Here is a 26,580-nt window from a genome sequence, read left to right as displayed (position 1 = left end):
GGGCGCCCCTACTTGAGCGAGATCGGGTTGACGAAGTCGGCCGTCACCGTCAGCAGGACGAAGACGCCGAGGACACCGATCACGCCCAAGGTGATCGGAGCCAGCTTGTAGTAGTCGACGCGGCCCGGGTCGGGGCGGCCGCGCTTCGCCGCGATCCACGAGCGCACGCGCTCGAACCAGGCGATGGCGATGTGGCCGCCGTCCATCGGCAGCAGCGGGAACAGGTTGAAGATGCCGAAGAACAGGTTCAGCGTGGCGAACAGCGACAGCAGCGACGCCCAGTCGCCGAGCTCGAACAGCTCGCCGCCGATCCGGCTGGCGCCGACCACGCTCACCGGCGTCTCCGGGTCGCGCTGCTCGCCGAAGATCGCCTTGAACAGGTTCGGGACCTTCTCCGGGATGTCCTTGAACGACGCGAACGTGCGCTCGACCAGGGTCGCCGTCACCGAGAACGTCTGACCGACGCCGTCGACGGCGCCGTAGCGGTACACCGGCAGGTCGGCGTTGCGGATGTCGACCTGGATGCCGAGCAGACCGCCGCGTTCGAGGTCGGCCGCCGTGACCTCGTCGGCCGGCTTGCTGACCTTCACGCGCTCGGCCTCGGGGATGGTGGCGCTACCGCTGAGCAGCTGGTCGCCGCGCTTGTACTGCACCTCGACGGTCTTGTTGACCGAGCCCTTGAGCACGTCGCGCAGCTGCTGGTTGCCGCCGATGGCCTGGCCGTCGACGGAGACGATGATGTCGCCGGGCTGGAGGCCGAGCTGCGACGCCGGGCTCTTCGGGTCGGTCGCCGGGTCGCACGCCTTCTGGGTGCCGGTCGACGGGTCGTACACATACTTGGGGCTGACGCACTCGGCCACCGCGCCCACGCGGACCGGCACCTCGTTGGCCTTCGTCCCATCCGGGACGCCCACGAACGCGAACAGCACCCACAGCGTCACCAGCGCGAGCGCGAAGTGGGTGATCGACCCCGCGGACATCACGATCGTCCGCTTCCACACGGGGTATCGCCACATGGCTCTCGGATCCTCGGCGCCGGAGCGGCCGGTCTCCGGGTCGATGTCCTCTTCCTGCGGCGTCATGCCGGTGATCTTCACGAAGGCACCGAACGGCAGGGCCTTGAGACCGTATTCGACGCCTTTGCGCTTGAACGCGAAGATGGTCGGGCCGAAGCCGATGAAGAAGCGGGTGACCTTCATCCCGAACGCGCGGGCCGACCACATGTGGCCGGCCTCGTGCAGTGCCACGGCAACCAGAATGCCGAGGGCGAACAGGATGATCCCCAACGCGAACGCCATCAGGCCCCTCTCTCGTTCGCGATGATCTCGCGCGCGGACGCTCGCGCCCAGGATTCGGCGGCGAGTACGTCATCGACGGTACCTGGTTCGGCGAAATCCGGTGCGGCGGCGAGCACCCGCTCCAGCGTCTCGACGATGCCCAGGAACGGAAGGTCACCGGCTGTGAACGCGGCCACACACTCCTCGTTGGCCGCGTTGTAGATCGCCGGCCGGCATCGCCCGGCCTCGCCGGCCGCCTTCGCCAGCCTCACCGCCGGGAACGCGTCGTCGTCGAGCGGCCGCAGCTCCCACGTGTGCGCCGCGGTCCAGTCGACACCCTGGGCGGCCTCCGCCACCCGCTCCGGCCACCCGAGCGCGAGCGCGATCGGCAGCCGCATGTCGGGCGGGCTGCACTGTGCGAGCGTCGACCCGTCCACGAACTCGACCATCGAGTGGATCACCGATTGCGGATGCACCATCACGTGAATGTCTCGGTACGGGACGTTGAACAGTTCGTGCGCCTCGATCACCTCGAGCGCCTTGTTCACGAGCGTCGCGCTGTTGATCGTGACGACCGGCCCCATGTCCCACGTCGGATGAGCAAGCGCCTCTTGTACCGTCACGTGCTCGAGCTCCTCGCGGCGCCGCCCGCGGAACGCCCCGCCGGAGGCCGTGAGGACGAGCCTCCTGACCTCGCTCCGGCTGCCCGCCCGCAGCGCCTGCGCGAGCGCCGAGTGCTCGGAGTCGACGGGCACGATCTGCCCCGGCCGGGCCACGCTTCGCACCAACGGCCCACCGGCGACGAGCGACTCCTTGTTGGCGAGCGCGAGGGTCCGCCCGGCCTTGAGCGCGGCCAGCGTCGGCGCCAGCCCGAGCGACCCGACAACGCCGTTGAGGACCGTGTCGCAGGGCCACTCGGCCAGCTCGGTCATGGCGTCGGGCCCGGCCAGAATCTTGGGAAGCTTGAAGTCACCGGTGGCCCACCCACGCCGGCTCGCCTCGGCATAGAAGGCAAGCTGCAGATCCTGGGCAACGCTGGCCCGGGCCACGCCGACAACATCGACACCAAGCTCGAGCGCCTGCTGCGCGAGCAGCCCGACGTTCCCACCACCGGCCCCGATCCCGACGACCCGGAACCGGTCGGCGTTGCGCCGGACGATGTCGATGGCCTGCGTGCCGATCGACCCGGTGGAACCGAGGAGCACGATCTCGCGGGGGTTCACACCCCCATTCTTTCAGGCCCCGCGCAGCCCCTTCCGCCCCGTCACACCATCTCCCCACACCCCCCATGCCCACACCCGCCGCCGACCCCATGATCAAGGGAAACTTCTGGCAGCCGGGACAGCCAAATCCTTCCCATGATCATGGCCCAGCCGCCGACCCACCCAACGCCGACACCCTGGCAAATCGGGCATAAGGCCAACGGAAGCCCCAGCACAGAGGGCGAAGCGCAGCAAAGGGCATGGGCGAGGCACAGGCACAGGGGCATGGACAGGGAGCGCACGCACGGACGCCGACCCAACCGCCCGCCGCGCCCCATCGCACGCAGCACGAGGGTGGCGCGTCGAGGACCTCGGGCAGGATGCCGGTCGAGATCAGGCCCTGGACGCGCGCACCGCCCGACCGTCACCGCCACGCCCAAGCACCACGCTCGACCGCCACGCCCCACCGCGGACCGCCACCGCCGACCGCCACCGCCGACCGCCACGCCCGAGCACCACGCCCCACCGCGGACCGCCACCGCCGACCGCCACGCCCAAGCACCACGCCCAAGCACCACGCCCAAGCACCACGCCCGACCGCCACGGCCCCACCGCGGATCACTGCCACGCCCGCCGCGCCCGAGCACCACGCCCGACCGCCACGCCCCACCGCCACGCCCGACCGCGGATCACTGCCACGCCCGCCGCGACCGCCAGCCGCCCACTGTCGACCACTATCGACCGCGGCGGGCGTGCCGAGACCGCCGACGCAAACCCGCACCACGCCGGAGAAGCCCGCAGCGCCGACCCAGGCACCAACCCGAGCCGGGGCAGTTCGAAACGCCTCACAGAGGCCGCCGAAGCCAACCCGCACCACGCCGCACGGGCCGACGACCGCGACCGCCGGCCCAGGCACTGGCCTGAGCCGGCGGTTCGAAGCGCGTCGCCGACGCCGCCGCGGGCCGTCAGGCGTTGACCGGGACCTGCGGGGCCGAGGCGCCGTCCGGCGACGGGGCGTCGGACTCCCTGATGCCGTAGCGGCGGTACAAGCGGGCCAGCGGCCCAGGGGCCCACCAGTTGGCGCGGCCCAGCAGTCGCATCGTGGCCGGCACGAGCAGCGCGCGGACGATCGTCGCGTCCACCAGGATGGCGACCACCATGCCGACACCCAGCATCTTGATGAACGAGATGCCGCCCGTGGCGAACCCGCCCACCACAATGACCAGCAGGAGCGCGGCCGAGGTGATGATGCCGCCCGTACGCTCCAGGCCGGACACGACGGCCGTGCCGTTGTCGCCGGTGCGGTCCCACTCCTCGCGGACGCGGGACAGCAGGAACACCTCGTAGTCGGTCGACAGGCCGAACAGGATCGCCAGCATCAGGATGAGCTGGCTCGCCTCCAGGTCGCCCGTCGAGGTGAACCCGAGCAACCCGGACAGGTGACCGTCCTGGAACACCCACACGACGGCGCCGAAGGAGGCGCCGATCGACACCAGGTTCATGAACACGGCCTTGATCGGCAGCAGCACCGACCCGAACGCCAGGAACAGCAGCACGATCGTGCTCAGCCCGGCGAGCAGCCCCATCACCGGCAGCCCGGCGGCCAGGCTGTCGAGCATGTCGACCACCTCGGGCGCCGACCCGGCCACGGACAGCTCGCTCCCCGGCTGCTTGACCTCCCGCACCCGCTCGGCGAGCTCACGCGCCGCCTCGTCGCTCCCGTTGCCGCTGAACGTCGCGGTCAGCAGCGTCGAGTCGCCCCGGGCCGCGCTCGCCTCGACCCCGGTGATCGGCCGGATCTGCCGCAGCTGCGCCGCCACCGCGTCGGCCGCTCCCTGCCCGCCGCCGCTGACCAGCACCTCCAGCGACGACGTCCCGCCACCGGAGAAGTCCCGGGCCAAGGTCTCGTTGACGACCCGGCTCTCGGTCCCGGCCGGCAGCACGCGCTCGTCAGCCGCGCCGAACTGCGCCCGGGTGAACGGCGACGCCAGCACACCCAGCACCACGAGGGTGCCGGCGATGATCCAGATCGGCCGCCGCATCACGGCCCGCGCGATGCCACCCCACCGGCTCTTGACCCGCACCGGCAGCGGCAGCCGCCAGGCGTTGACGCGCGGCCCGAGCACCGCCAGCAGGGCCGGCAGCACGGTGAGGGCGGCCAGCATCGCGACGAGCACCGCGGCCATGCCGCCGAAGCCCATCGACTTCAGGAACACCTGCGGGAACACCAGCAGGCTGGCCAGCGCGAGCGCGACCGTCAGCCCGGAGACGGCGACCGTCCGCCCGGCGGTCGTCATGGTGTGCCGGACCGCCGACGGCACGTCCCGCCCGGCGGCCAGCTCCTCGCGGAACCGGCTGATGACGAACAGCGAATAGTCGATCGCCATGCCGAGGCCGATCATGGTGATGATGTTGATCGCGAAGACCGAGACGTCGGTCGCATACGTCAGCAGCCGCGTCGCCACGAACGCCCCCAGCACCGCGATGACCCCCACGAGCAGCGGCATGAAGGCGGCGACCACGCCCCGGAACACGAACAGCAGCAGGATCAGCAGCACCGGCATCGACAGCATCTCGGCCCGCACGATGTCCTGCTCGACCCGCTCGCTGACGTCACCGAAGATCGCTGTCGGCCCGCCGATCTGCACCGTCAGGCCGGCGGCCTGCAGGTCAGGCTCGATCGCGTGCAGCAACTCGGCGTCCTGCGCCTCGGTCAGCTGCACGGCCAAGTAGGTGGAGTGCCGATCGCTCGACACGAAGGCCGGGCTCTGGGTCTGGTAGTACGAGACGGCCTTCACCACCTCGGAGCGCCCCTGCAGACGGCTCACGACCTGCCCGACCGCATCCCGGAAGGCCGGGTCGTCGACGGTGTGCTCCGGCGACGAGTACAGGGCGAGCACGTCAACGGACTGACGGCCGACCTCCGCCTCGATCCGGGCCCGCGCGGCGGCCGACTGGCTCCCCGGGTCGTCGAAGCCACCGCTGGTCATACGCGCAAAAACGCCGGTGCCCCACAGGACACCGGCGAGCACGATTGCGGCACCCGCGGCGATGACCACCCATCGGGCACGAACAACGGCTTTCCCCCACCACGCGAACACGCGTCCCCCACTAGGATTAGTATCCGATGCTCACCTGAGTTAACACCGTTTACTTTGTCATCATCATTCACCGCCGTCAAGGATGTATCGGTTTGACCACCCTGCCCCCCACCCGCCGCGAACGCGTCCGCGCCGCCACGCTGGACGAGATCCTGCAGGTCGCCCGCCGGCTGCTCGTCCACGAGTCGATCACCGGCGTGACGCTGCGCGCCATCGCCCGCGAGATGGGCATGACGGCCGCCGCCCTGTACCGGTACTACCCGAACCTCGAGTCCCTGGTGGCCGGGCTGTGCGCACGGCTCTACGACGAGTGCACCACGGAGATCTCCGACGCACGCGACCGCGCCGGATCCGACCCCGGCGCCCGGCTCTACGCGATGTGCCGCACCTTCCGGGCCTGGTCGGTGACGCACCCGGCGGAGTTCAACCTGATGTTCGCCAGCCCCGTCCCCGAGGCGGGCCGGCTCAAGACGGGCGAGTTCGGCGCGGGGTTCCGCTTCGCGCTCACGTTCGCCGACATCTTCGGCGAGCTGTGGCAGCGGGCACCGTTCCCGGTGCCGCCGGAGGAGGAGCTCCCACCACTGCTGGCCGAGCAGCTGCACCAGTTCGTCGACGAGCTGGGCCAGCAGGGCGCCCGGCCGGGCACGTCGTCCCTGCCGGTCGGCGCGGCCCAGCTGTACCTCTCCTGCTGGGTGCGCATGTACGGCATCGTGGCACTGGAGGTCTACGGCCACCTGAAGTTCGCGCTGAGCAACGTGGGCCCCATGTTCGACGCCGAGCTCGACGCCGCCGCCCAGCAGCTGGGCCTGGACCCGACCCGCTACCGCGACCGTCCTCTGTAGACAAGAAGGTGGAAGGCGGCCACTCCGACCCCCGGAGCAGCCGCCTTCATCAGGGCACGACTCAGCCTTGTGATCCTAGATCAACAGTGGTGTGAGCAGTGCGGATACGACGCGCGAGCAGCCGCGCGCCCATGAGTCACTTCGGCGAGTCCCAGACGCCATCCCCGTTAGTACGCATGTACCAATTATAGATCTTCATCGCGCTCGCGGCAATCGAATTACGGCGCGATCCTGTGCAGGTCACGTGGAAAAAGCGTGGTCTCGCGGACGTTCGCCGCACCGGTCACCCGGGCCATGAACCGCTCCAGCCCGATCGCGAACCCGCCGTGCGGCGGCATCCCGTGGCGGAACGCCGAGAGGTACGACTCGTAGTCCCCCGGCCGCTCGCCCCGCCCGGTCAGGGCCGCCACGTAGTCCGCGTACCGGTGCAGCCGCTGCCCGCCGGTGACCAGCTCCACCCCGCGGAAAATCAGGTCGAAGGAGTTCGACCAGCGCGGCTCCGGCGACGGATGCGTGTAGAAGGGTCGCTTCACCATCGGGTACCCCTCGACGTACACGAAGTCGGACCCGTGCTCCCGCAGCCCCCAAGCGCCGATCGCCCGCTCGTGCTCCGGCGCGAGGTCCGGCTCGTCGGGCGCCGCCCCCGCCAGCGACAGCGCCTCCCGGAAGTGCAGCACCGGGATCTCCTCGGGCAGCCGGACGTCGGCAAAGGGCGCCACCATCGCACGCACGACCCTCGTGAGCACCTCCATCACCGACCGGTGGTCGGCGATGAACCCGAGCTCGGCGTCGAGCGACGTGTACGTCGCCAGGTGCCGCGACGTGTCGTGCGGCTCGGCCCGGAACACCGGACCGACCTCGTAGACGCGCTCGAACACCCCGACCATCGTCTGCTTGTAGAACTGCGGGGACTGGGCGAGGTACGCCGGCCGCCCGAAGTAGTCGAGCGCGAACACGTTGGCGCCCGACTCGGTCGCGGTCCCGACGATCTTCGGCGTGAACACCTCGGTGAAGCCGAGGCCGTCCAGCGCCGCCCGGAACGCGCCCACGGCCGCCGCCGACGCCGCGAACACCTCGCGGCGCGCCAGGTGCCGCAGCGTCACGGGTGCCTGGTCGAGCAGCACGGGCAGGGCCGCGGTCAGCGCCGGGCGGAACAGCTCCACCGGCGGCGGCTCGGCCACGGACAGCACCGAGACCGACGGCTCGACGAGCTCGACCCCGCCGGGCGCGACCTCGTTGGCCACGACCCGCCCGGTCACCTCGACGACCGTCTCCTCGGGCGGAAGCCCGGACGGCTCCGCGACGACCACCTGGGCGAGCCCGGCGCGGTCGCGCAGCACGAGAAAGGCCACCTTCGCCAGGATCCGGCGGCGATGGACCCATCCGGCGAGTCGCACGGTCTCGCCCACGTGGGCGGACAGCTGGTCGGACAGCACGCGTTGCATGAACACCTCCTGAGGAATCCGTTCCCCGGAGGTGTGGGCGATGGGGCCGGTCGCGGTGCCACCACACCTTCGCCGCGGCGGGCCGCCACGGCCTCTCGGCCCTGATGACGGAAGGCCAGCCCGGCGGGGCCCATCGGCGGTCGTCACGCGCCACCCCGCTGCTCCAACGAGCATAGGAGGGTTTCCGCGCCGGCCGCGACGGGAATTCACGCACCCATGAGCAGCACTCGCCAGGTGCCGGAGACCCGGCTGATGTCGCGCGACGACCTGTCCGCCGACGACGCCTGGCACGCCCTGCGCCGCTACGGCGGATGGCACCTGCTGCGCGACGCCTTCCTGCGCTTCCGCTACGGCGACGGCTTCAGCCACAGCCGCGCCCTCGGCCTGCAGCTGTGCCTGGCCATCGTGCCGTTCCTCATCGCGCTCAGCGGCCTCGTCAGCAAGCTGGGCGTCGACGAGGGCGGGCACGTCGTGGCGGACACCGTGCTCGCGCTCACGCCCGGCGCCAGCGACCGGCTGGTCGAGGACCTGCTCGCCGACACCGAGCGCACCGAGGACATCGGCGAGTTCGCCCTCGCGGTCGGCCTGCTCACCGGCATGCTGGCGCTGACCACCGCGATGGCCCAGATCGAGCGCGGCGCGAACCGCATCTACGGCGTCGAGCGCGACCGCCCGGCGCACGCGAAGTACGCCCGCGCGGCCGTGCTCTCCGTCGCCGCCGGCATCCCGGCGCTGGTCGGCTTCCTCATGCTGGTCGCCGGCGACGCCCTGGGCGCCTCGGTGCGCCGCCACTACTCGTGGGGCGGCCCGGTCGATGCCTTCTGGCAGGTGCTGCGCTGGCCCACCTCCGTCGCCCTCGTCGTCACCGCCGTGGCGGCGATCTTCCGCTTCGCCCCGCGTCGCCGGCAGCCTGCCTTCTCCTGGCTGCTCTTCGGCGCCGCCCTCTCCACCGCGCTGTGGTGGCTGATCAGCGCACTGCTCGCCGTCTACGTCGGCACGAGCGACGCCTTCGGCGCCACCTACGGCGCGCTGACCGGCATCATGGCCCTGTTGCTGTGGGCCAACCTCACGGGCATCGCGCTCTTCCTGGGCCTGGCCTTCGCCGCCCAGCTCGAGGCGCGCCGCGTCGGCGTGCCCGAACCCGTCGTGCCCGACCAGTGGGTGCCGGTCGACGAGCAGCTCGACCAGGACCCCGGCGCCGATCCGCGGCTGGTCACCCGCGACCAGATCGAGCACGCGCCCCGCTGACCGCCGCCCGCCCGCTCGCGCCGACCCGCGCACCGCCGAGGTCGGCCCGCTGCCCGGCCTGCTGCCCGGCCGCATACCCACCGCCGGTCAGCCGCCGCGCCCGCCCGCGCGTCAGCCGCGGATAGGCCTCCTCGACGGCGAGGTCGACGGCCCGCTGCCGGTCGGCGAGCACGAGCGCCACCCCCGGCACCCCCTGCTCGGCCTCGCGACTGCGCCGATCGGCGTCCACGAACCGCTGCGCCACCGCCGCCGCGAACCCGACCAGCCACGACCGCCGCCACGCCGCCGGCTGCTCCCCGTCGGGCACCGCCTCGGCCAGCAGCGCCCGCGCGGCCTGCACCAGCAACGACGCGAACAGCAGCTCCACCCCGTCGACGTCGGACTCGAGCCCGAACAGGTGCATCGACACGCGTAACCCGTCCGCCCCGCGCCGCTCCAGCCGCACCGACCGGCAGCGCAGCGACCCGGCCACGACGTGCAGCAGGTGCGCCTTCTCCCGCAGATAGGGCGGCGCCAGCTCCACGAGCCGATTCCCCACGACCTGCGGCCGCCCCGCCGCCTCGGCGGCCGCGAGCACCGCCTGATCGATCCCGTACTTCGCGATCAGCTCCGCCGCTTTCGCGGTGAGCGCCTCAGCCTCCTCGCGCGTGCACGCCGGATCCTCCGCCTTGGCCAGCAACTTGCGGACTTTGTCGAGCATCAGGCCCCCCATTCGCTCTGTGTCCCGGAGGCTAGCCCGGCGGTACGACACTTTCGAACGCCGGTAGCCGCCCGGTAACCCGGCGTGCCCGACGCGGCCGACCCGCACCCGTAGCGTCCGACGCAGCATGCCAGACTTTCCCAGGACAACATCAGCAGCGAAAGGAAGCGCCGTGGCTGAGCACGAGCCAGTGACCTCCCCCGACCAGCACAAGCCCGGGCACCCGCGCGCGGCCCGCATCGGCGCGGCCGTCACGATCGTGCTGCTGCTGTCGATGCTGATCGGCAACCACGGCGGCCGCGTGGAGGACATCTGGCTGATCGCGGTGGCCGGTATCCTGCTCCTCGCCCTGATCGGTGATTGGATTCTGCGCCGCAACGGCCTGCGCTAAGAACAAGGACCTTCCAGCGCCAAATCACCGTCGGGCGTACGACCGTTGCTCCCGTCGGACACCGCTCGTGGGGCCGGGACATCCGTCCCGCCCCCACGGACGCTGCCATCGCCGTCGTCCCAAAGAGCCCGCGGGCTGACGCCCGCGACGAGGCCACCGTCCGCCCCGGCCTCCGCACTCACGTCACGCAGCCACCTTCATGATCGATGGAGACTTCCGGCTGCCATGGCGACCAGAACTCTCCATCGATCATGAGCCCGGCCGAGCGGCACCGGGCCGCGACGATCGCCGGGGCACTCCGCGCCGCCTACTTTTGCCGGACAAATCCGGAATATCCTCATGAAGCTTCGCGGCGCGATCGGGCACGGTGAAGAGCGGCGACACGGACGTCGCGCGGGTCCGGAGTAGGACGAAGGACACGCGCCGCCAAGCGCAAAGGCGCGCCCGACCCGACACGGAGGTCGGCCGGGCGCGCCTTTCAGGCGTTCGCGGCGGTCAGCGGCGGCGCGTGACGATGTCGCGGACCTCTTTCAGGGCCGCGTCGACCTCCGCCTCGAAGTATCCGCCGGGCACCAGGTTGAGGTGCGACGGGTCCAGGTCGCCGTCGGTCAGCGGGCCGCCCCGGCCGGACAGCGAGGCCATCACGCCCTCGAAGAGGCGGTCGACCTGCGCCCGGTCGTAGCCGCTGCCGAACCGGCGCAGCTGGAAGGTGCGCCGCAGCTGGTCGATGCGCGCCACCTCCGACGACTGGTGCTGGACCGGCGCACCGGGCGGCGGACCGTACGGATCGCCGGGGGGCGGGCCGTAGGGGTCGCCGGGCGGCGGGCCATACGGGTCACGGTCGGGGACGCCACCGTAGGGATCGCGGTCCGGGCCGCCATACGGGTCGCGGTCGGGGCCGCCGCCATAGGTGGCCGGCTCCGGACGCTCCCGGTCCATACGGATCTCGGCCGTCATGTCGGCGCGCGGCGGCGGGCGGCCGGCGGGCTCGTAGCCACGGTCGTCGTCGAAGGCGCCGCCATAGGTGGGCTCGTCGTAGCGCCCGTAGGCCGGGTCGCGCGGCGGCGGGCCCGCCGGGGACGGGGTCGGTCGGGTCGGCATCGGCGGGGCCGGGATGGCCGGCGGGGCCATGCGCTCCATCGGCGGCGGGCCGGGCGGGCCCATGCGGTCGGGGGGACCCATCCGGTCCATGGGCGGCGGGCCCATCCGGTCGGGCGGGCCCATCGGAGGCGGGCCCATGCGGTCGATCGGCGGCGGGCCCATGCGGTCGGGCATCCGGTCCGGCATGCGCTCGGGAGCCATCCGCATCTCGTTGCGCGAGTCGAGGGCGCGGCCGAAACCGCCGCCGCCCCGCTCCTCCAGCTCGGCCAGCTGGCGCTCGACGCGGTCGAGGTGCAGGTCGACCTGCCACTCGTCGTAACCGCCGAAGCGCACGCGGAAGACCACGTCGTGGACCTCCTGAGCGCTCACCGGAGCGCCCATAGGGTCACCGGAGAGCGTTGCTTCCACCCGGTCGAGGAACGAGTCGACCTCGTCGACCTTGTATCCCCGACGCATCGCACGGCGCCGGAACCGCTGACCCTGACTCACTGTGTCTCCTCGTTCGCTCGCCGTGCTAGCAAGCCGTCTTCACGCTCTCCCACTGTGCCACCTGATGAGGCGGCAAGCTGCCCGCAGGCTCCGTCAATCTCCCGACCCCGGGTGTCACGAACGGTGGTCGCGACACCGGCAGCCCGGAGGCGTCGGACGAACTCACGCTCAACCGGCTTAGGGCTAGCGTCCCACTTGCTGCCCGGAGTCGGATTGAGCGGGATGAGATTGACATGCGCGAGACGGCCGGACAAGAGCCGACCGAGCAAATCCGCCCGCCAAGGATGGTCGTTCACATCCCGGATCATTGCGTACTCAATGGACACGCGCCGACCGGTGCGAGCCGCATACTCGAACGCGGCATCCAGCACTTCGGCGACCTTCCAACGTTGGTTGACCGGCACGAGCGTGTCGCGCAGATCATCATCGGGTGCGTGCAGCGACAGCGCAAGCGTCACGGACAGCCCCTCCTCCGTCAACCGGCGGATCCCCGGGACCAGTCCGACGGTGGACACCGTGATGTGCCGCTGCGACAGCCCCAGCCCCTCCGGCGCCGGCTCGGTCAGGCGACGGACGGCGGCGATGACCCGGTTGTAGTTGGCGAGCGGCTCGCCCATGCCCATGAACACGACCCGCGACAGGCGGTCGGGGCAGCCCGGCAGCGCGCCACGAGCGGCCTGGCCGGCGAACCACACGACCTGGTCCACGATCTCCGCGGTCGACAGGTTGCGGGTCAGCCCGGCCTGGCCGGTCGCGCAGAACGGGCACGCCATCCCGCACCCCGCCTGACTCGACACGCACACCGTCACGCGATCTGGATATCCCATCAGGACGCTCTCAACGAGAGCGCCGTCGTGAAGGCGCCACAAGGTTTTCCGCGTGGTGCCGTTGTCGGTCGCCAGCTCGCTGACCGGATGCAGCAACTGGGGCAGCAGCGCGTCGGTGATCGCGGCGCGGCTGCGGGCCGGAAGATCGGTCATCTCGGCGGGGTCGCGGATGAGGCGGCCGAAGTAGTGCGCCGACACCTGCCCGGCCCGGAACGCCTGCTCACCAAGCTCGGCGACGGCTGCGCGGCGCCCGGCGAGATCGAGATCGGCCAGATGGCGCGGGGGCAACGACGCTCGACGGCCGTCACGGGTGGTGCCGGTCGCTTCGGAGGAGAAGTTCAGTACGGGAAGTTGTGTCATGACGCTATCCAGTGTCCCATGCCGAGGCGCGTGATCTACAAGGCCGCTCACGAGAGCGTCACGCTCAGCTACCAGGGCGGGACCAGAAAAGCCAGGACGGCGTACGCGGTCGGCAGGGCGAGCAGCACCGAGTCGAGGCGGTCCATGAGCCCGCCGTGCCCGGGCAGCAGGTTGCTCATGTCCTTCACGCCGAGATCCCGCTTGATCAGCGACTCGCCGAGGTCGCCGAGGACGGAGGCGATCGACACGGCGACGCCGAAGACCGCTCCGTGCCACCAGACGGCGTCGTCGAGCAGCAGCGGCAGGGCGACCGCGCTGCCGGCGCCGGTCCAGACGACCGAGCCGGCGAAGCCCTCCCACGACTTGGCCGGGCTCACCGACGGTGCCATCGGATGCTTGCCGAGGAACACGCCGGTGACATAGCCGCCGGTGTCGGACAGCACCACGGCGAGAATCGTCACCAGCACCCGGACGCTGCCGTCCTCGGCCGGATAGGCCAGGAGCGCGGCGAAAGACCCGAGGAACGGGACGTACACGGCGATCAAAGCGCCGGCGGTGACGTCGCGCTGATAGTGCGCCGGCCCGGCGGCGAACCGCCAGATGAAGATCAAGAGCAACGTGGCGAGCAGCCCGACCGGCAGCTCGTCGGCGCCGCCGAACCAGGCGAGGCACACCATGAGCGGGCCGCCGAGCAGCAGCGGCACCAGGGGCGGCCGGGCCTTCTGCACGCTGACCGCGCGCACCATCTCCCAGCTGCCGACGAGTACGGCCGCGATGATCAGCCCGAGGAAGAGCCACTTGTCGAACGCGAACAGCGAGACGATGACGAGCCCGCCCAGGCCGGCGCCGACGCCGATCGCGGCGGGCAGGTTCCGGCCGGCGCGGCTCTTGCGCTTCGGCTCGCCCGGCGCGGGCGTCTTTCCGTTCGCTGACACGGCAGCCGGTACCACCTCTTGGGCAAGGCTCGCAGACAACTCGGGCGCGGCAACGTCCTGCCGCGCCCGGGTCGACGGGTCTCCGGGGAGCCGGTGGGCTCGGTCGAGGTGGGCCATCAGACCTCGAGTAGCTCGGCTTCCTTGTGCTTGAGCAGCTCGTCGACCTGCACGACGAACCGGTGGGTCAGGTCGTCGAGCTCCTTCTCGGCGCGGCGCCCCTCGTCCTCACCCGCCTCGCCGTCCTTGACGATGCGGTCGAGCTCCTCCTTGGCCTTGCGCCGGACGTTGCGGATCGCGACCCGCGAGTCCTCGGCCTTGTGCCGGGCCACCTTGATCATCTCGCGGCGGCGCTCCTCGGTCATCTGCGGCAGCAGGATGCGGATCTGAGTGCCCTCGTTGCTGGGGTTCACACCCAGGTCCGAGTCGCGGATGGCGCGCTCCATGGCGCCGATCTGCGAGGCGTCGTACGGCTTGATGATCGCCATGCGCGGCTCGGGGATCCCGATCGAGGACATCTGCGGCAGCGGAGTTGGCGTGCCGTAGTAGTCGACCATCACCTTGCCGAACATCGCCGGGGTGGCGCGGCCGGTACGGATGACCGCGAACTCCTCCTTGGCGTGCTCGATCGCGCGCTCCATCTTCTCTTCGGCCTCGAAGAGTGTCTCTTCGATCACGTGGTCTTTCCTCCTCGGTCCGGGATGGGCTCGGCGGTGATGAGCGTGCCGATCCTCTCACCACTCAACGCGCGAGCGACGTTGTCCTCCCCCTCCGCGCCGAAGACCAGCATCGGCAGCGCGTTCTCCTGGCAGAGGCTGAACGCCGTCTGGTCGACGACCCGCAGGCCCTGCAGCAGAGCCTCCGCGAAGGTCAGGCTGTCGAGCTTCCGCGCGGTCGGGTCGGTGCGCGGGTCGGCGGTGTACACCCCGTCGACGCCGTTCTTGCTCATCAACACCATGTGGGCGTGGATCTCCAGCGCCCGCTGGGCGGCGACCGTGTCGGTCGAGAAGTACGGCATGCCGGCGCCCGCGCCGAAGATGACCACGCGGCCCTTCTCCAGGTGCCGGATCGCCCGCCGGGGGATGTACGGCTCGGCGACCTGCGCCATGCTGATCGCGCTCTGCACGCGCGTGTCGATGCCTTCCTTCTCCAGGAAGTCCTGCAGCGCCAGGCAGTTCATGACGGTGCCCAGCATGCCCATGTAGTCGGCGCGGGACCGGTCCATGCCGGCGCGGGAGAGCTCGGCGCCGCGGAAGAAGTTGCCGCCGCCGACGACCACGGCGACCTGCACGCCGCGGCGGGAGACCGTCGCGATCTGGCGGGCCATGTGCCGCACGACGTTCGGATCGACACCGACGGCACCGCCGCCGAACACCTCGCCGGAGAGCTTGAGCACGACGCGCCGCGCCCCGATCGGGGTGGGCGCCAGTGCCTGTCGTGTCGCTTCCATGGCGGTGTTCGTCATCTATGGCACCTTTCGAGCGGTCGGACTCTGGTTGGTATGTACGACGAGGGGGTCGCGGCCTCCACATGTGGACACCGTGACCCCCTCTGCGCGATCGCTACCGTTCTCGGCTGCGCCGGATCAGGCCTGGCCGACCTCGAAGCGCACGAACCGCGTCACCTCGATACCGGCCTCGGCCAGCACCTGCTTGACGGTCTTCTTGTTGTCGCCGACCGAGGGCTGCTCGATGAGGACGAAGTCCTTGTAGAACGAGTTGACCCGGCCCTCGACGATCTTCGGCAGGGCAGCCGCCGGCTTGCCCTCCTCGCGGGCGGTCTCCTCGGCGATGCGGCGCTCCGACTCGACGACGTCGGCGGGCACCTCCTCGCGGGTGAGGTACTTCGGGCGCATCGCGGCGATCTGCATCGCCACGCCACGGGCGTCGGCGACGGCAGCCTCGTCGGTCTTGCCGGTGAACTCGACCGCGACGCCGACCTGCGGCGGGAGGTCGGGGCTCTTGCGGTGCATGTAGATCGCGACCTGGTCGCCGAGGACCGCGATGCGGTTCACGACGATCTTCTCGCCGATCCGGGCCGACTCGGCCTGGATCAGGTCGGCGACGGTGCTGTCGCCGAGCTTCGAGGCGAGCAGGGCGTCGACGTCGGCCGGCTTGATCGCGTCGACGTGCTCCGCCAGCTTCTGGCCGAGCTCGACGAACGCCTCGTTCTTGGCCACGAAGTCGGTCTCGCAGTTGAGCTCGACCAGACCCGAGCCGGCGTGCGCGACAAGGCCGTTGGCCGTCGTGCGGCCGGCGCGCTTGCCGACGTCCTTGGCACCCTTGATGCGCAGCAGTTCGACAGCCTTGTCGAAGTCGCCCTCGGCCTCTTCGAGCGCCTTCTTGCAGTCCATCATGCCGGAGCCGGTGAGTTCGCGGAGTCGCTTGACGTCCGCGGCGGTGAAGTTGGACATGACTCTCTCTCGCTCTTCGGGTTACGCCTGGGTGGTGTCTTCGGCGGCGGGGCCGGCCTCGGCGGGCTTGGCACCCTCGAGCAGCTCACGCTCCCACTCGGCGAGCGGCTCGTCACCGGCCACGACGCCCGGCTCGGGCTTCTGGTCGGCGCGGGTGGCCCGTCCGGACCGGGCGATCAGGCCGTCGGCGACCGCGTCGGCGACCACGCGGGTCAGCAGCGCGGCGGAGCGGATGGCGTCGTCGTTCCCGGGGATCGGGAAGTCGACCTCGTCCGGGTCGCAGTTGGTGTCGAGCACGGCGATGACCGGGATGCCCAGCTTGCGGGCCTCGTCGACCGCGATGTGCTCCTTCTTGGTGTCGATGACCCAGATCGCCGACGGGAGCTTCTGCATGTCGCGGAGACCGCCGAGCGTGCGGCTCAGCTTGGTCTGCTCGCGCGACAGCTGCAGGGTCTCCTTCTTGGTGTAGCCCTGCGCGGTGCCGGTGAGGTCGAGCGACTCCAGCTCCTTCATGCGCTGGAGCCGCTTGTAGACGGTCTGGAAGTTGGTGAGCATGCCGCCCAGCCAGCGGTGGTTCACGTAGGGCTGACCGACGCGCGTCGCCTGCTCGGCGATGGCCTCCTGCGCCTGCTTCTTCGTGCCCACGAACAGCACCGAGCCGCCCTCGGCGACGGTGTTGCGGATGTAGTCGTAGGCCTTCTCGATGTAGTCGAGGGTCTGGCGCAGGTCGATGATGTAGATGCCGTTGCGCTCGGTGAAGATGAAGCGCTTCATCTTCGGGTTCCAGCGGCGAGTCTGGTGCCCGAAGTGCACGCCGCTCTCAAGCAGCTGGCGCATGGTCACAGCCATGTTGGTGGATCCCTTCGATCCTGGTTGTCACGGCGGGCCGGTCGGACCGCCGTCCTGGCGCCCGGTCGTCGGCCGTTCTCACCCGAGTGCATGCTGACTGCTGATCTCGGGACCAGGGCGGCCGCCGCCCTTGATCGCCCGGCGCAGAAGAAGTGCGGCGGGCTGTGGGAGGGCGCGCGAGGTCGACCGCGCGTGCGCGGTCGCCGATGGAAAGTGTACGCGTAGCCGGGAGGAGAGCTCGAATCCCCCCGGCCACGACCGGTTCGGGCGGTTTTGCCGTTTTCGTCAGGCAGTCTGTCAGGCGGCTTCGTCAGGCGGCTTCGTCAGGCGGCTTCGTCAGGCGGCGAGGCCGGCCGCGACGAACAGCAGCAGGGCCACCGGCAGGTACGCCAGCGGCGTCCGCGACCACGCCCGCGCCCCTGGCGCCGCGCCCGCCGCGCCGCCGATCAGGCCGTACAGCCCGAGGGCGAACATCGGCATGCCGACCATCATGAAGATGCCGGCGAGCGTCCCGCCGGCCTCGATCCGGTCGGCGGTGACCGCCGTCAGGAACAGCCGCAGGACCGGCAGCTCGAACACCACGGTCAGGACCACCAGCGCGACGGCCAGACCCGGCCGCTTGCTGCGGTACACCGCGCCACCCGGCTCGACACCGGGCGGCGGGACCGCGGCGGTGAGCGTCGTCGGCGCGGCGAAGGCGCTGGTGCCCTCGGCGCCGGGCGGCGGCCCCGCGTACCCGCCATGGCCGCCGTGGCCACCCGGCGGGGGCGGCGGCACGGTCGGCAGCGCGAGCGGCGGGCCCGACATCGGCGGACCGGACATCGGCGGGCCGGAGAGCGGCGCCGTCGCCGGCACCGGCTCGGGCGCGGCGGGCGCCCCGGAGGTCGGCCGCTGCAGCGTGCTGCGGTCGATCGGCTCCGACCGGCGCGACCGGCTCACCGACTCGAGCGGCATCTCCGCGGAGTCGTTGCCGTACGGGTCGCGGCTCAGCGGGCCCGGGAACTGCCCGCTCGGGCTGTCGCCGTACACCGGCTCGTACCCCCGGCCGGTCTGGCGCGGCTCGGGCACCCGGTAGCCGTCGCGCTCCTCGGCGTACCGGGTCGGCACGTAGCCGCGGTCCCGCTCCTCGCCGTATCCCCGATCGTCCCCGTATCCGCGTTCGTCACGGGGCGATTCGTCCCGGACACGGTCGTCATATCCCCGATCATCCGGATACCAGCGGGGTTCGGCATCCGGGTCCGGGAAACTGCGGCGTCCATCCACGGTCCGTCACGGTAGGCCCTAAGCATGATCACCGCCACCCGGCGCAGGTCCAGCGTGGCGGGCCGCATACTCGGGGGGTGACTGATCCCCTCGTCGCCCGCATGCGCCCCTTCGGCACCACCATCTTCGCCGAGATGTCGGCGCTCGCCGTGCGCACCGGCTCGGTCAACCTCGGCCAGGGCTTCCCCGACACCGACGGCCCGGCCGCGATGCTCGACGCGGCCGCGGCGGCGATCCACGGCGGTCGCAACCAGTACCCGCCGGGCCCCGGCGTCCCCGAGCTGCGCGCCGCGGTCTCCGCGCACCAGAAGGCCTTCTGGGGGCTCGACTACGACCCCGACGGCGAGATCCTGGTGACGGCCGGCGCGACCGAGGCCATCGCGGCCAGCATCCTGGCCCTGTGCGAGCCCGGCGACGAGGTCGTCTGCTTCGAGCCCTACTACGACTCCTACGCGGCCTCGATCGCCCTCGCCGGCGCGGTCCGGCGGCCGGTCACACTGCGGGTCCACGACGGGCGCTACACCTTCGACCCGGCCGAGCTGCGCGACGCCTTCGGCCCGCGCACCCGCCTGGTGCTGCTCAACTCGCCGCACAACCCCACCGGCAAGGTCTTCACCGCCGACGAGCTGGCGCAGGTCGCCGCCCTGTGCACCGAGTTCGACGCCTACGCCGTCACCGACGAGGTCTACGAGCACCTGATCTTCACCGACGCCGCCGCGCCGCACGTGCCCCTGGCCGGCCTCCCCGGCATGCGCGAGCGGACCGTGCAGATCTCCTCGGCCGGCAAGACCTTCTCCTGCACCGGCTGGAAGATCGGATGGGCCTGCGGCCCCCGCCCGCTGGTGTCGGCGGTGACGCGGGTCAAGCAGTTCCTGACCTACGTCAACGCCGGCCCGCTGCAGCCGGCGGTCGCGGTGGCGCTGGACTCGCCGCGGTCCTACTACGAGCAGTTCCGCGACGACCTCCAGCGCAAGCGCGACCGCCTGTGCCAGGGCCTGGCCGAGGCGGGCTTCGCGGTGCTGCGGCCCGAGGGCACGTACTTCGTCACCGCCGACATCACCCCGCTCGGCGGCACCGACGGCATCGAGTTCTGCCTGGCGCTGCCGGAGCGTTGCGGCGTCGTCGCCGTGCCCACGCAGGTCTTCTACGACGACGTGTCCGCGGGCCGCCGGCTCGTGCGCTTCGCCTTCTGCAAGCGCGACGAGGTGCTCGACGAGGCCGTCGCCCGCCTGCAACGGCTCTGAACCGCGCATCTCAGCCCTCCTCCGGCGGCCGGGGCACGTCGAGCCCGGCCGCCAGCCGGTAGCCGGCGTCGCCCAGGACCACGAACCCCAGCTCCTCCAGCAGCGGCAGGTTGCGCCGCGCGTCGCGGCCGCTGACCCCGGCCACGGCGGCGACCTCCTCGGCCGTGCGCGGGCGCCGCGGCGGCACCGCGTCGAGGATCCGGGCCTGCAACGGGTCGAGCACGTCCTCCGGCCGCTCCGCGCCCTGGATCGGGTCGGCCAGCTCCCCCACCGCCCCGACCTCCTCGATGATCTCCTCGACCCGGGTCACCGGCACCGTGCCCGGCACCCGCAGCTCCACGTGGCAGCCGATCGACATCGCCGACGTGATCGGCCCGGGCACGACCATCGCCGAGCGCCGCAGCAGCCGCGCATACCCGAGCGTGTTCCGCGCCCCACTGCGCGACCCGGCCTCGACCACCACCGTGCCGCGCGTCGCCGCCGCGATGACCCGGTTGCGGGTCAGGAACCGCGTCTTGTGCGGGTTGGTGCCCGGCGGCCACTCGGTGAGCAGCAGCCCCTCCTCGGCGATCCGCTCCAGCACGTTGGCGTTGGCCGCCGGGTAGTTGCGGTCGATCCCGCACGCCAGCACCGCGACGGTCGGCCCGGCCGCCGCCAGCGCGCCGCGATGGGCGGTGACGTCGACCCCGAGCGCGCCGCCGGAGACGACCGTCCAGCCCCGCTGGGCCAACCCGTACGCGAACTCGGAGGCCACGAACTCGCCATACGCCGTCACCGCTCGCGCGCCGACCACCGACACCGACCGCACCAGCACGTCGGCGAGCCGCCCGGCGCCCCGGATCCACAACGCGAGCGGCGGATCCGTGTCCCGGCGCAGCATGTTGCCCTCGCGGCTGGCCGACACGAGGTCGTCGAGCGCCGGCGGCCACTCGTCGTCGGCCGCGGTGACGATCCGGGCGCCGAGCCGGTCGGCCCGCTCGGTCAACCCCTCCACGATCCGGGCGGTGACATCCGCCGCGCCGGCCAGTCCGGCCGACACCAGCCGCGCGCGGACCGCCCCGGCGAGGTGGTCGGTGACCCCGACGCCCCGCAGCACGCAGTCGAGCGCGACGGCGGCCCCCTCGGCACGGACCAGCAGCCCGAGCTCCCGGCTCCCGGGCTCGACCAGCACCCCGAGCGCCATCCGCGCCTCGCGATCGTCGCTCATCGGCTGCTCCGCGAGCGCATCTGCAGGGCCTCGGCCACGTCGCCCGTGTCGGGAGCCGAGCGGCCGTCGAGGTCGGCCATGGTCCAGGCGACGCGGACGCATCGCTCGAACCCGCGGGCCGACATGCGACCCCGGTCCACGGCCCGGACGAGTGGGTGGAGGACAGACCGCGGCAGTCGCATCCGGTGGTGGCGGATGACGTGGCCGGGCGCCTCGGCGTTGGCCCCGGCCCACGGCTTCCATCGCTCGGCGGCAATGCCCCGGGCCTCCGCCACCCGCTTGGCGACGACCTCCGAGGACTCGACGATCTCGGTGTCGACGAGGGCGGCCGAGCGGACCGGGTCGAGATCGACCTGCAGGTCGATGCGGTCCATCAGCGGACCGGACAACCGGCCCAGATAGCGCCGGCGCACCACCGAGGGGCACTGGCACAGGTGTGGCGGCCGGGCGCACGGGCACAGGTTCGCCGCCATCACCAGCTGCATCCGGGCCGGGTAGACCGTCTCCCCCGACGCCCGCCGCAGCCGAATCCGCCCCTCCTCCAGCGGCTCCCGCAGCGCGTCCAGCGCGCCCGGCTGGAACTCCGCGCACTCGTCCAGGAAGAGGACGCCGTTGTGGGCCAGGCTGATGGCGCCCGGGCGGGCCAGGCCCGAGCCGCCGCCCACCAGGGCGGCCACCGAGGCCGTGTGGTGGGGCGACTGCAGCGGCGGGCGCCGGATCAGGCCGCTGCCCGGCGGCAGGGTGCCCGCCACCGAGTGCAGCGCCGTCGCCTCGATCGCCTCCTCGTCGCCCAGCGGCGGCAGGATGCCGGGGAGCCGGTGGGCCAGCATCGTCTTGCCGGCGCCCGGCGGGCCGAACATCGCCACGTGGTGGCGCCCCGCCGCGGCCAGCTCGATGACCCGCCGGCCGCGCTCCTGACCGAGGACGTCGGCGAGGTCCAGCGGCGGCGGCTCGGGCACGGATGCGCCGGAGACCGGATCGAGCAGGCGCTCGGCGCCGTGGAGATAGCCGATGATGCGCCCCAGGCTGTCGGCGGCCCGCACCTCCACGCCCGGCACCAGGCGCGCCTCGGCGACGTTGGCCGGCGGGACCACGGCGGCGCCGACGCCCGCGCGGCTGGCCGCCAGCACCGCCGGCAGGACCCCGCGGACCGGGCGGACGGTGCCGTCGAGGCCGAGCTCGCCGAGGACCACCGCGTCGACCAGGCGGCCGATGGGCAGGCCGGCGCCGGCGGCCAGGACGGCCAGCGCCATCGCTGTGTCGAAGCCCGAACCGTGCTTGCGGAGGTGGGCCGGCAGGAGGTTGACCGTGATGCGCTGCTGCGGCCACGACGCGCCCGAGTTGTGGACGGCGGCGCGGATGCGGTCGCGGGCCTCGCTCAGCGCCGCGTCCGGCAGGCCGGACACGACCAGGCTGGGCAGGCCGGGTGCGACGTCGGCCTCCACGACGATCACCTCGCCGACGACGCCGGACAGCGCCACCGACCGCACCTGTGCGTAACCCATCAGAAGGCCCCGCGCAGGTGCTGGACGGCGATCGGGCGGCTCAGCAGGACGCTGACGACGTCGAAGCGGACGTTGCGGTAGGTCGCGTCGTTGGCGGCCAGCCACTGCAGGGCCAGCCGGCGCAGGCGGCGCGCCTTGCTGGGCACGACCGCCTCGGCCGGCCTGCCGTAGCGGACGCTGCGGCGGGTCTTGACCTCCACGAAGACGACGTCGGCGCCGTCCCGGGCGATGAGGTCGAGCTCCCCGCGGAGCGGGCCGGGCGGCGGCAGCCAGTTGCGGTCGAGGATCACGAGGCCCTGGGACACGAGATAGCGGCCGGCGAGGCGTTCCCCGTAACCCGCGACGATCTGGTTGTGGTGCGTCATGGCCCGGGACTCTGCCAAAATCCGGCCCGCCGCGACGGCGGAGGAAGATCAAACTGTGGACAACGGGTCGCTTGTGGACAACGACCGCCGCCAGTACTGGTGCACGAGGTCGTGCCCGTAGGCCGGCGCCCGCTCGGAACTGTCCAGTTCGAACCCGGCCCGCTGGTAGACGCGGCGGGCGTCGGCGAGCACGTCATGGGTGAACAGCACGATGTCGCGGTAGCCGGCGCGGGTGGCGAACCGCAGGCACTCGTCGACGAGCCGGGTGCCGACGCCCAGGCCGCGGGCCTTCCGGTCGACGAACAGCAGCCGCAGCTTCGCGGTCGTCTCGGTGTCGCGGACGCAGAAGACCGAGCCGACCGGTTCCCCGTCGACCTCGGCGATCCAGGCGTGCTCGCGGCGCGGGTCGTGCCCCGCCGCGTAGTCGGCGACGATGCGGGCCACCATCGCCTCGAAGGTCTCGTCCCAGCCGTACTCGCCGGCGTAGAGCACCCCGTGGCGCTGCACCACCCAGCCGAGGTCGCCCGGGCCCACCGGCCGCAGCACCACCGCCGGGGCCGAGGGAACCGGGTCGCCCAGGATCGACTCTATTGCGGCCATCGCGCCCACGAGCCGCCGCTGGTCCACGTCGCTCACCGAGGCGAGCAGCGCGGCGGCCTGCGCGTCCGAGCGCCGGCCCAGGTCGGCCGCCCCCGAGCGGCCGGCCTCCAGCAGGCTGATCCGCTGGCGGCGGCCGTCGGCCGCGGAGCGCTCCCGCACGGCGAGGCCGTCGGCCTCGAAGCGGCCGAGGATCCGGCTGAGGTAGCCGGCGTCCATGTCGAGCCGGTGCCGCAGCTCGGCGACGTCGACGCCGTCGGGCGTCTGGGCGAGCTCGAAGAGCACACGGCTCTCCGACAGCGAGTACGGCGAGTCGAGCAGCCCGGCCCGCAGCGCGCCGATCATGTTGGTGTAGAAGCGGCTGAACCTCCGCACGGCCGCCACAGCCTCGGTAGTCATACTTGACATAGTCAAGCAATCAGTTGACGAAGTCAACGAACACGAACGACGTGGCGTCGAAATCGCCCGGAAACGCACGTTCGGAAGGCTCGTCCCATGAGACTCATCGTGGAGCTCCCCGACCGTCCCGGCTCCCTCGGCCAGGTGACGACGCTGCTCGGTCGCCTGGGCGTCGACATCCATGAGATGCGGGTGCTCAGCCGCGACGGCGCAGTGGCGACCGACGAGTTCACCATCAGCGTGCCCGGACCGGTGATCGAGCGGTCGCTGTCCACGCTGCTGGAGGAGATCCCCGGAGTGCGAGCGGCCGCTATCGTGGACGCATGATGGCGGAGGCGGTCGATGCGTTCGCCCGGCACCTCGCCGCCGAGCGCAACCGGTCCGCCCACACCGTCCGCGCCTACGTCGGCGACGTCACGGACCTGCTCCGGCACGCCGCCGAGGGCGGCGCCGAAGGTCCGCAGGACCTCACCCTCGCCATCCTGCGCGGCTGGCTGGCCCGCCGCCGGGCCGCCGGCGACGCCCGGACCAGCCTGGCGCGGCGCGCGGCCGCCGCCCGCACGTTCACCGCCTGGGCCCATCGCGAGGGCCTCGTCCCGACCGACCCCGGCCAGCGCCTGGCCAGCCCGAAGGCCCACCGCGACCTGCCCACGGTGCTGCGCCAGGACCAGGCCGCGACGCTGGTGACCGGGCCGGCGGGCCGCGCCGACGCCGTCGGCCTGCGCGACCGCCTCGTCCTGGAGCTGCTCTACGCCACCGGCGTCCGGGTCAGCGAGCTGTGCGGGCTCGACCTGGCCGACGTCGACCGGATGCGGCGGGTCGTCCGGGTGGTCGGCAAGGGCGACAAGGAGCGGTCCGTGCCCTACGGGCTGCCGGCCGACCAGGCCCTCACCGCCTGGCTGCGGCACGGCCGGCCGGCGCTGGCCGTCTCCGCCAGCGGCAACGCGCTGCTGCTGGGCGCGCGGGGCGGCCGGCTGCAGACGACCGCGGCGCGGCGGATCGTCGACGGCTACGCCCGCGCGGCCGGCCTGCCGCACACCTCGCCGCACGACCTGCGGCACTCGGCCGCGACGCACCTGCTGGAGGGCGGCGCCGACCTGCGCTCCGTGCAGGAGTTGCTCGGACACGCCTCGCTGTCGAGCACGCAGATCTACACTCATGTGTCGATCGAGCGATTGCGTGCCGCATATGAACAAGCCCATCCGCGTGCCTGACCCGATTCCCGGCGCGCGGCTGCTCTTCTCCAACGACGCGACCGTCGCCCAGCTCAACCACGGCTCCTTCGGCATGGTGCCGATCACGGTCCAGCGGGCCCAGCAGCGCTTCCGTGACGAGATGGAGGCCAACCCGCACCGGTTCTTCAGCGTCGGGCTGGAGGAGCGCGTCGCGCACGTCCGGCGGCACCTGGCGGCGTTCGTGGGCGCCGACCCGGAGGGCACGGCGCTGGTCGACAACGCCACCACCGGGACCTCGATCGTCCTGTCGAGCATTCCCCTCGGTACCGGAGAGGAAATCCTCACCACCGACCACGGATATGGCGCCGTGGACCTGGCGGTCGACGAGACCTGCCGGCGGACCGGCGCCGTCCACCGGGTGGCGCGGGTCCCGATGAACGCCGACGACACGACGGTGACGGCCGCCGTGCTGGGCGCGATCACGCCGCGGACCCGGCTGGTGATCGTCGACCGGGTCACCGCCGCGACGGCGCGGTTGTTCCCGGTCCGCAAGATCATCGATGCGGTGCGGGCGACGGCCGGCGACCGCGTCGCCGTCCACGTCGACGCCGCGCACGGCCCGGGGATCGTCGACGACCCGGTCAGCGAGCTCGGCGCCGACTTCTGGGTCGGCAACCTGCACAAGTGGGCGTTCGCACCGCGCGGCACGGCGCTGCTCAGCGTCGCGCCGGCCTGGCGGTCCCGCATCCGGCCGCTGGTGCTGTCCTGGTCGACAGAGGCGGGCTTCCCGGCCAGCCTGGAGTGGGTGGGCGCCCACGACTACACCCCGTGGCTCGCCGCGCCCACCGGCCTGTTCGTGCTGCGGTCGCTGGGCGTCGACGACGTGCGGCGGCACAACGCGGCGCTGGCCGAGCACGGGCAGCACGTCGTGGCCGCGGCGATCGGCACCGAGGCGCCGCCGCCGACCGGCCTGCCGATGACGCTGGTGCCGCTGCCGCCGGGGGTCGCCGCCGACCTGACGTCGGCCGTCACCCTCCGGCGCCGGATCTCCGACGAGCTCGGCGCCGAAGTCGGGCTGGCCGCCTGGCACGGCCGGGGCTACCTGCGGCTGTCGGCCCAGGTCTACAACCGCGTGGAGGACTTCCAGCGGCTCGCCGAGGGGCTGCCGAAACTGCTCCGGTGATGGGGAGCAGGCGCACCCGGCCGCGGCCCAGGAGGCTCAGCGGGTCGAGGTACGTATCGCCGTCCCGCAGGCCCCAGTGCAGGCAGACGGCGGGGCAGTGACCGGCCCGCAGCAGGCCGATCGGCGTCCCGGCCGCCACCGTGATCCCGGCACTGACCAGGGGGTCGACGGGTTCGTAGGTGGTGCGCAGGCCGCCGGGATGGGCGATGGCGACGACGCCCCGACCGGCCACGGGCCCGGCGAACGTCACGACCCCGAGTCCGGCGCTGACCACCTGGGCGCCGTCGGCACCCGCGAGGTCGACACCCCGGTGGCCGGGCGCATACGGAGAGGGCGGCGCCTCGAACGGGCGGACGACGTCCAAGGGCAGCGGGGCACGGAACAGCGTCAGGGCGAGCAGCAGAGCGAGCACCCCGGAAGGGTCCCGCAGACAGGACAGCCGCCGTCGCCCCGACCCTCAAGATC

At 72.2% G+C, this 26,580-nt stretch carries 24 protein-coding genes and 1 pseudogene; 7 read left to right on the top strand and 18 right to left on the bottom strand.

The window, feature by feature from the left end; translation table 11 throughout:
* Positions 1-8: 8 nt before the first annotated feature.
* The 3 genes from ABZS66_RS10510 to ABZS66_RS10500 all read right to left on the bottom strand — a co-directional run bounded on the left by ABZS66_RS10510 (position 9) and on the right by ABZS66_RS10500 (position 5,511).
* Positions 9-1,298, bottom strand: coding sequence for a site-2 protease family protein (locus tag ABZS66_RS10510; RefSeq protein WP_354756826.1), 1,290 nt, complete (start codon positions 1,296-1,298; stop codon positions 9-11).
* Positions 1,298-2,482 (bottom strand): 1-deoxy-D-xylulose-5-phosphate reductoisomerase, encoded by a 1,185-nt coding sequence (gene dxr, locus ABZS66_RS10505; protein ID WP_354756878.1) that lies wholly within the window; start codon positions 2,480-2,482, stop codon positions 1,298-1,300. Before dxr ends, ABZS66_RS10510 begins: the two co-directional genes overlap by 1 nt.
* Positions 2,483-3,444: 962 nt before the next feature.
* Positions 3,445-5,511 carry an MMPL family transporter gene (locus ABZS66_RS10500; protein ID WP_354756825.1) on the bottom strand — a complete coding sequence of 689 codons (2,067 nt, stop codon included), beginning with the start codon at positions 5,509-5,511 and terminating at the stop codon, positions 3,445-3,447.
* A gap of 161 nt (positions 5,512-5,672) precedes the next feature.
* Between ABZS66_RS10500 and ABZS66_RS10495 the strand changes: the two genes are divergently transcribed.
* Complete coding sequence (locus tag ABZS66_RS10495) at positions 5,673-6,422, top strand: TetR/AcrR family transcriptional regulator (RefSeq protein WP_354756824.1); 750 nt, start codon at positions 5,673-5,675, stop codon at positions 6,420-6,422.
* Between the two features lie 218 nt (positions 6,423-6,640).
* Here ABZS66_RS10495 and aspS read toward each other — a convergent pair whose 3' ends face one another.
* Positions 6,641-7,867, bottom strand: coding sequence for an aspartate--tRNA(Asn) ligase (aspS, locus tag ABZS66_RS10490; protein ID WP_354756823.1), 1,227 nt, complete (start codon positions 7,865-7,867; stop codon positions 6,641-6,643).
* Positions 7,868-8,083: 216 nt separating this feature from the next.
* Here aspS and ABZS66_RS10485 point away from each other — a divergent pair, with 216 nt between their 5' ends.
* Positions 8,084-9,115: a YihY/virulence factor BrkB family protein gene (locus ABZS66_RS10485; protein WP_354756822.1), complete on the top strand. Its 1,032-nt coding sequence runs from the start codon at positions 8,084-8,086 to the stop codon at positions 9,113-9,115.
* On the opposite strand, the gene ABZS66_RS10480 is transcribed toward ABZS66_RS10485, so the two are convergent.
* Positions 9,081-9,815 (bottom strand): DUF2786 domain-containing protein, encoded by a 735-nt coding sequence (locus ABZS66_RS10480; protein ID WP_354756821.1) that lies wholly within the window; start codon positions 9,813-9,815, stop codon positions 9,081-9,083. The two genes, ABZS66_RS10485 and ABZS66_RS10480, sit on opposite strands and share 35 nt — an antisense overlap.
* Positions 9,816-9,942: 127 nt before the next feature.
* Between ABZS66_RS10480 and ABZS66_RS10475 the strand changes: the two genes are divergently transcribed.
* Positions 9,943-10,206, top strand: a complete 264-nt coding sequence (locus ABZS66_RS10475) for a DUF2631 domain-containing protein (protein WP_354756820.1) — start codon at positions 9,943-9,945, stop codon at positions 10,204-10,206.
* A gap of 495 nt (positions 10,207-10,701) precedes the next feature.
* Here ABZS66_RS10475 and ABZS66_RS10470 read toward each other — a convergent pair whose 3' ends face one another.
* The 8 genes from ABZS66_RS10470 to ABZS66_RS10435 all read right to left on the bottom strand — a co-directional run bounded on the left by ABZS66_RS10470 (position 10,702) and on the right by ABZS66_RS10435 (position 18,284).
* Positions 10,702-11,796 (bottom strand): DivIVA domain-containing protein, encoded by a 1,095-nt coding sequence (locus ABZS66_RS10470; protein ID WP_354756819.1) that lies wholly within the window; start codon positions 11,794-11,796, stop codon positions 10,702-10,704.
* The gene (rlmN, locus tag ABZS66_RS10465) at positions 11,793-12,983 is read right to left on the bottom strand and encodes a 23S rRNA (adenine(2503)-C(2))-methyltransferase RlmN (protein ID WP_354756818.1); all 1,191 of its coding nucleotides are present in this window, start codon (positions 12,981-12,983) and stop codon (positions 11,793-11,795) included. The genes ABZS66_RS10470 and rlmN overlap by 4 nt, the downstream gene beginning before the upstream one ends.
* A 68-nt stretch (positions 12,984-13,051) precedes the next feature.
* Complete coding sequence (locus ABZS66_RS10460) at positions 13,052-13,918, bottom strand: phosphatidate cytidylyltransferase (protein ID WP_354756817.1); 867 nt, start codon at positions 13,916-13,918, stop codon at positions 13,052-13,054.
* A gap of 116 nt (positions 13,919-14,034) precedes the next feature.
* Positions 14,035-14,592: a ribosome recycling factor gene (gene frr, locus ABZS66_RS10455; protein ID WP_354756816.1), complete on the bottom strand. Its 558-nt coding sequence runs from the start codon at positions 14,590-14,592 to the stop codon at positions 14,035-14,037.
* Positions 14,589-15,380, bottom strand: a complete 792-nt coding sequence (gene pyrH, locus ABZS66_RS10450) for a UMP kinase (RefSeq protein ID WP_308195704.1) — start codon at positions 15,378-15,380, stop codon at positions 14,589-14,591. Before pyrH ends, frr begins: the two co-directional genes overlap by 4 nt.
* Positions 15,381-15,500: 120 nt before the next feature.
* Entirely contained in the window at positions 15,501-16,328 is an 828-nt protein-coding gene (gene tsf, locus ABZS66_RS10445) for a translation elongation factor Ts (protein ID WP_354756815.1), read from the bottom strand.
* Positions 16,329-16,349: 21 nt separating this feature from the next.
* A complete protein-coding gene (rpsB, locus tag ABZS66_RS10440; RefSeq protein ID WP_354756814.1) occupies positions 16,350-17,177 on the bottom strand; it encodes a 30S ribosomal protein S2 in 828 nt (275 codons plus the stop codon).
* A 336-nt stretch (positions 17,178-17,513) separates the two neighbouring features.
* A complete protein-coding gene (locus ABZS66_RS10435) occupies positions 17,514-18,284 on the bottom strand; it encodes a hypothetical protein (protein ID WP_354756813.1) in 771 nt (256 codons plus the stop codon).
* Between the two features lie 233 nt (positions 18,285-18,517).
* Between ABZS66_RS10435 and ABZS66_RS10430 the strand changes: the two genes are divergently transcribed.
* Positions 18,518-19,684 carry a pyridoxal phosphate-dependent aminotransferase gene (locus ABZS66_RS10430; protein WP_354756812.1) on the top strand — a complete coding sequence of 389 codons (1,167 nt, stop codon included), beginning with the start codon at positions 18,518-18,520 and terminating at the stop codon, positions 19,682-19,684.
* A 10-nt stretch (positions 19,685-19,694) separates the two neighbouring features.
* Here ABZS66_RS10430 and dprA read toward each other — a convergent pair whose 3' ends face one another.
* Genes dprA through ABZS66_RS10410 form a run of 4 tightly spaced genes read right to left on the bottom strand, consistent with a single transcriptional unit; the run spans position 19,695 to position 23,757 of the window.
* Positions 19,695-20,891: a DNA-processing protein DprA gene (dprA, locus tag ABZS66_RS10425; protein ID WP_354756811.1), complete on the bottom strand. Its 1,197-nt coding sequence runs from the start codon at positions 20,889-20,891 to the stop codon at positions 19,695-19,697.
* Entirely contained in the window at positions 20,888-22,396 is a 1,509-nt protein-coding gene (locus ABZS66_RS10420) for a YifB family Mg chelatase-like AAA ATPase (protein WP_354756810.1), read from the bottom strand. Before ABZS66_RS10420 ends, dprA begins: the two co-directional genes overlap by 4 nt.
* The gene (locus ABZS66_RS10415; RefSeq protein ID WP_354756809.1) at positions 22,396-22,761 is read right to left on the bottom strand and encodes a YraN family protein; all 366 of its coding nucleotides are present in this window, start codon (positions 22,759-22,761) and stop codon (positions 22,396-22,398) included. The genes ABZS66_RS10420 and ABZS66_RS10415 overlap by 1 nt, the downstream gene beginning before the upstream one ends.
* A gap of 48 nt (positions 22,762-22,809) precedes the next feature.
* Complete coding sequence (locus ABZS66_RS10410) at positions 22,810-23,757, bottom strand: helix-turn-helix domain-containing GNAT family N-acetyltransferase (protein WP_354756808.1); 948 nt, start codon at positions 23,755-23,757, stop codon at positions 22,810-22,812.
* A 96-nt stretch (positions 23,758-23,853) separates the two neighbouring features.
* Here ABZS66_RS10410 and ABZS66_RS10405 point away from each other — a divergent pair, with 96 nt between their 5' ends.
* Genes ABZS66_RS10405 through ABZS66_RS10395 form a run of 3 tightly spaced genes read left to right on the top strand, consistent with a single transcriptional unit; the run spans position 23,854 to position 26,115 of the window.
* Positions 23,854-24,084 carry an ACT domain-containing protein gene (locus tag ABZS66_RS10405; protein ID WP_354756807.1) on the top strand — a complete coding sequence of 77 codons (231 nt, stop codon included), beginning with the start codon at positions 23,854-23,856 and terminating at the stop codon, positions 24,082-24,084.
* Complete coding sequence (locus ABZS66_RS10400; protein ID WP_354756806.1) at positions 24,081-24,971, top strand: tyrosine recombinase XerC; 891 nt, start codon at positions 24,081-24,083, stop codon at positions 24,969-24,971. The genes ABZS66_RS10405 and ABZS66_RS10400 overlap by 4 nt, the downstream gene beginning before the upstream one ends.
* On the top strand, positions 24,946-26,115 hold the full coding sequence (locus ABZS66_RS10395) for an aminotransferase class V-fold PLP-dependent enzyme (RefSeq protein WP_354756805.1): 1,170 nt from the start codon (positions 24,946-24,948) through the stop codon (positions 26,113-26,115). The genes ABZS66_RS10400 and ABZS66_RS10395 overlap by 26 nt, the downstream gene beginning before the upstream one ends.
* Here ABZS66_RS10395 and ABZS66_RS10390 read toward each other — a convergent pair.
* Positions 26,108-26,497, bottom strand: a pseudogene (locus tag ABZS66_RS10390) (M23 family metallopeptidase); the annotation flags it as partial. The gene ABZS66_RS10395 and the pseudogene ABZS66_RS10390 sit on opposite strands and share 8 nt — an antisense overlap.
* Positions 26,498-26,580: the final 83 nt, after the last annotated feature.

This window comes from Dactylosporangium sp. NPDC005572 (assembly GCF_040605515.1).
Lineage (GTDB): Bacteria > Actinomycetota > Actinomycetes > Mycobacteriales > Micromonosporaceae > Dactylosporangium.
The sequence above is the reverse complement of the archived record's forward strand: the minus strand, read 5'-3'. Positions and strand labels throughout refer to the sequence as shown.

Excerpts from the sequence above, each read along its gene's own strand:
- ABZS66_RS10510 (WP_354756826.1), bottom strand. The coding sequence starts at position 1,298 with ATGGCGTTCGCGTTGGGGATCATCCTGTTCGCCCTCGGCATTCTGGTT.
- aspS (WP_354756823.1), bottom strand. The coding sequence starts at position 7,867 with ATGCAACGCGTGCTGTCCGACCAGCTGTCCGCCCACGTGGGCGAGACC.
- ABZS66_RS10485 (WP_354756822.1), top strand. The coding sequence starts at position 8,084 with ATGAGCAGCACTCGCCAGGTGCCGGAGACCCGGCTGATGTCGCGCGAC.
- ABZS66_RS10480 (WP_354756821.1), bottom strand. The coding sequence starts at position 9,815 with ATGCTCGACAAAGTCCGCAAGTTGCTGGCCAAGGCGGAGGATCCGGCG.
- ABZS66_RS10475 (WP_354756820.1), top strand. The coding sequence starts at position 9,943 with ATGCCAGACTTTCCCAGGACAACATCAGCAGCGAAAGGAAGCGCCGTG.
- rlmN (WP_354756818.1), bottom strand. The coding sequence starts at position 12,983 with ATGACACAACTTCCCGTACTGAACTTCTCCTCCGAAGCGACCGGCACC.
- pyrH (WP_308195704.1), bottom strand. The coding sequence starts at position 15,380 with ATGACGAACACCGCCATGGAAGCGACACGACAGGCACTGGCGCCCACC.
- tsf (WP_354756815.1), bottom strand. The coding sequence starts at position 16,328 with ATGTCCAACTTCACCGCCGCGGACGTCAAGCGACTCCGCGAACTCACC.
- rpsB (WP_354756814.1), bottom strand. The coding sequence starts at position 17,177 with ATGGCTGTGACCATGCGCCAGCTGCTTGAGAGCGGCGTGCACTTCGGG.
- dprA (WP_354756811.1), bottom strand. The coding sequence starts at position 20,891 with ATGAGCGACGATCGCGAGGCGCGGATGGCGCTCGGGGTGCTGGTCGAG.
- ABZS66_RS10420 (WP_354756810.1), bottom strand. The coding sequence starts at position 22,396 with ATGGGTTACGCACAGGTGCGGTCGGTGGCGCTGTCCGGCGTCGTCGGC.
- ABZS66_RS10415 (WP_354756809.1), bottom strand. The coding sequence starts at position 22,761 with ATGACGCACCACAACCAGATCGTCGCGGGTTACGGGGAACGCCTCGCC.
- ABZS66_RS10410 (WP_354756808.1), bottom strand. The coding sequence starts at position 23,757 with ATGACTACCGAGGCTGTGGCGGCCGTGCGGAGGTTCAGCCGCTTCTAC.
- ABZS66_RS10405 (WP_354756807.1), top strand. The coding sequence starts at position 23,854 with ATGAGACTCATCGTGGAGCTCCCCGACCGTCCCGGCTCCCTCGGCCAG.
- ABZS66_RS10400 (WP_354756806.1), top strand. The coding sequence starts at position 24,081 with ATGATGGCGGAGGCGGTCGATGCGTTCGCCCGGCACCTCGCCGCCGAG.
- ABZS66_RS10395 (WP_354756805.1), top strand. The coding sequence starts at position 24,946 with ATGAACAAGCCCATCCGCGTGCCTGACCCGATTCCCGGCGCGCGGCTG.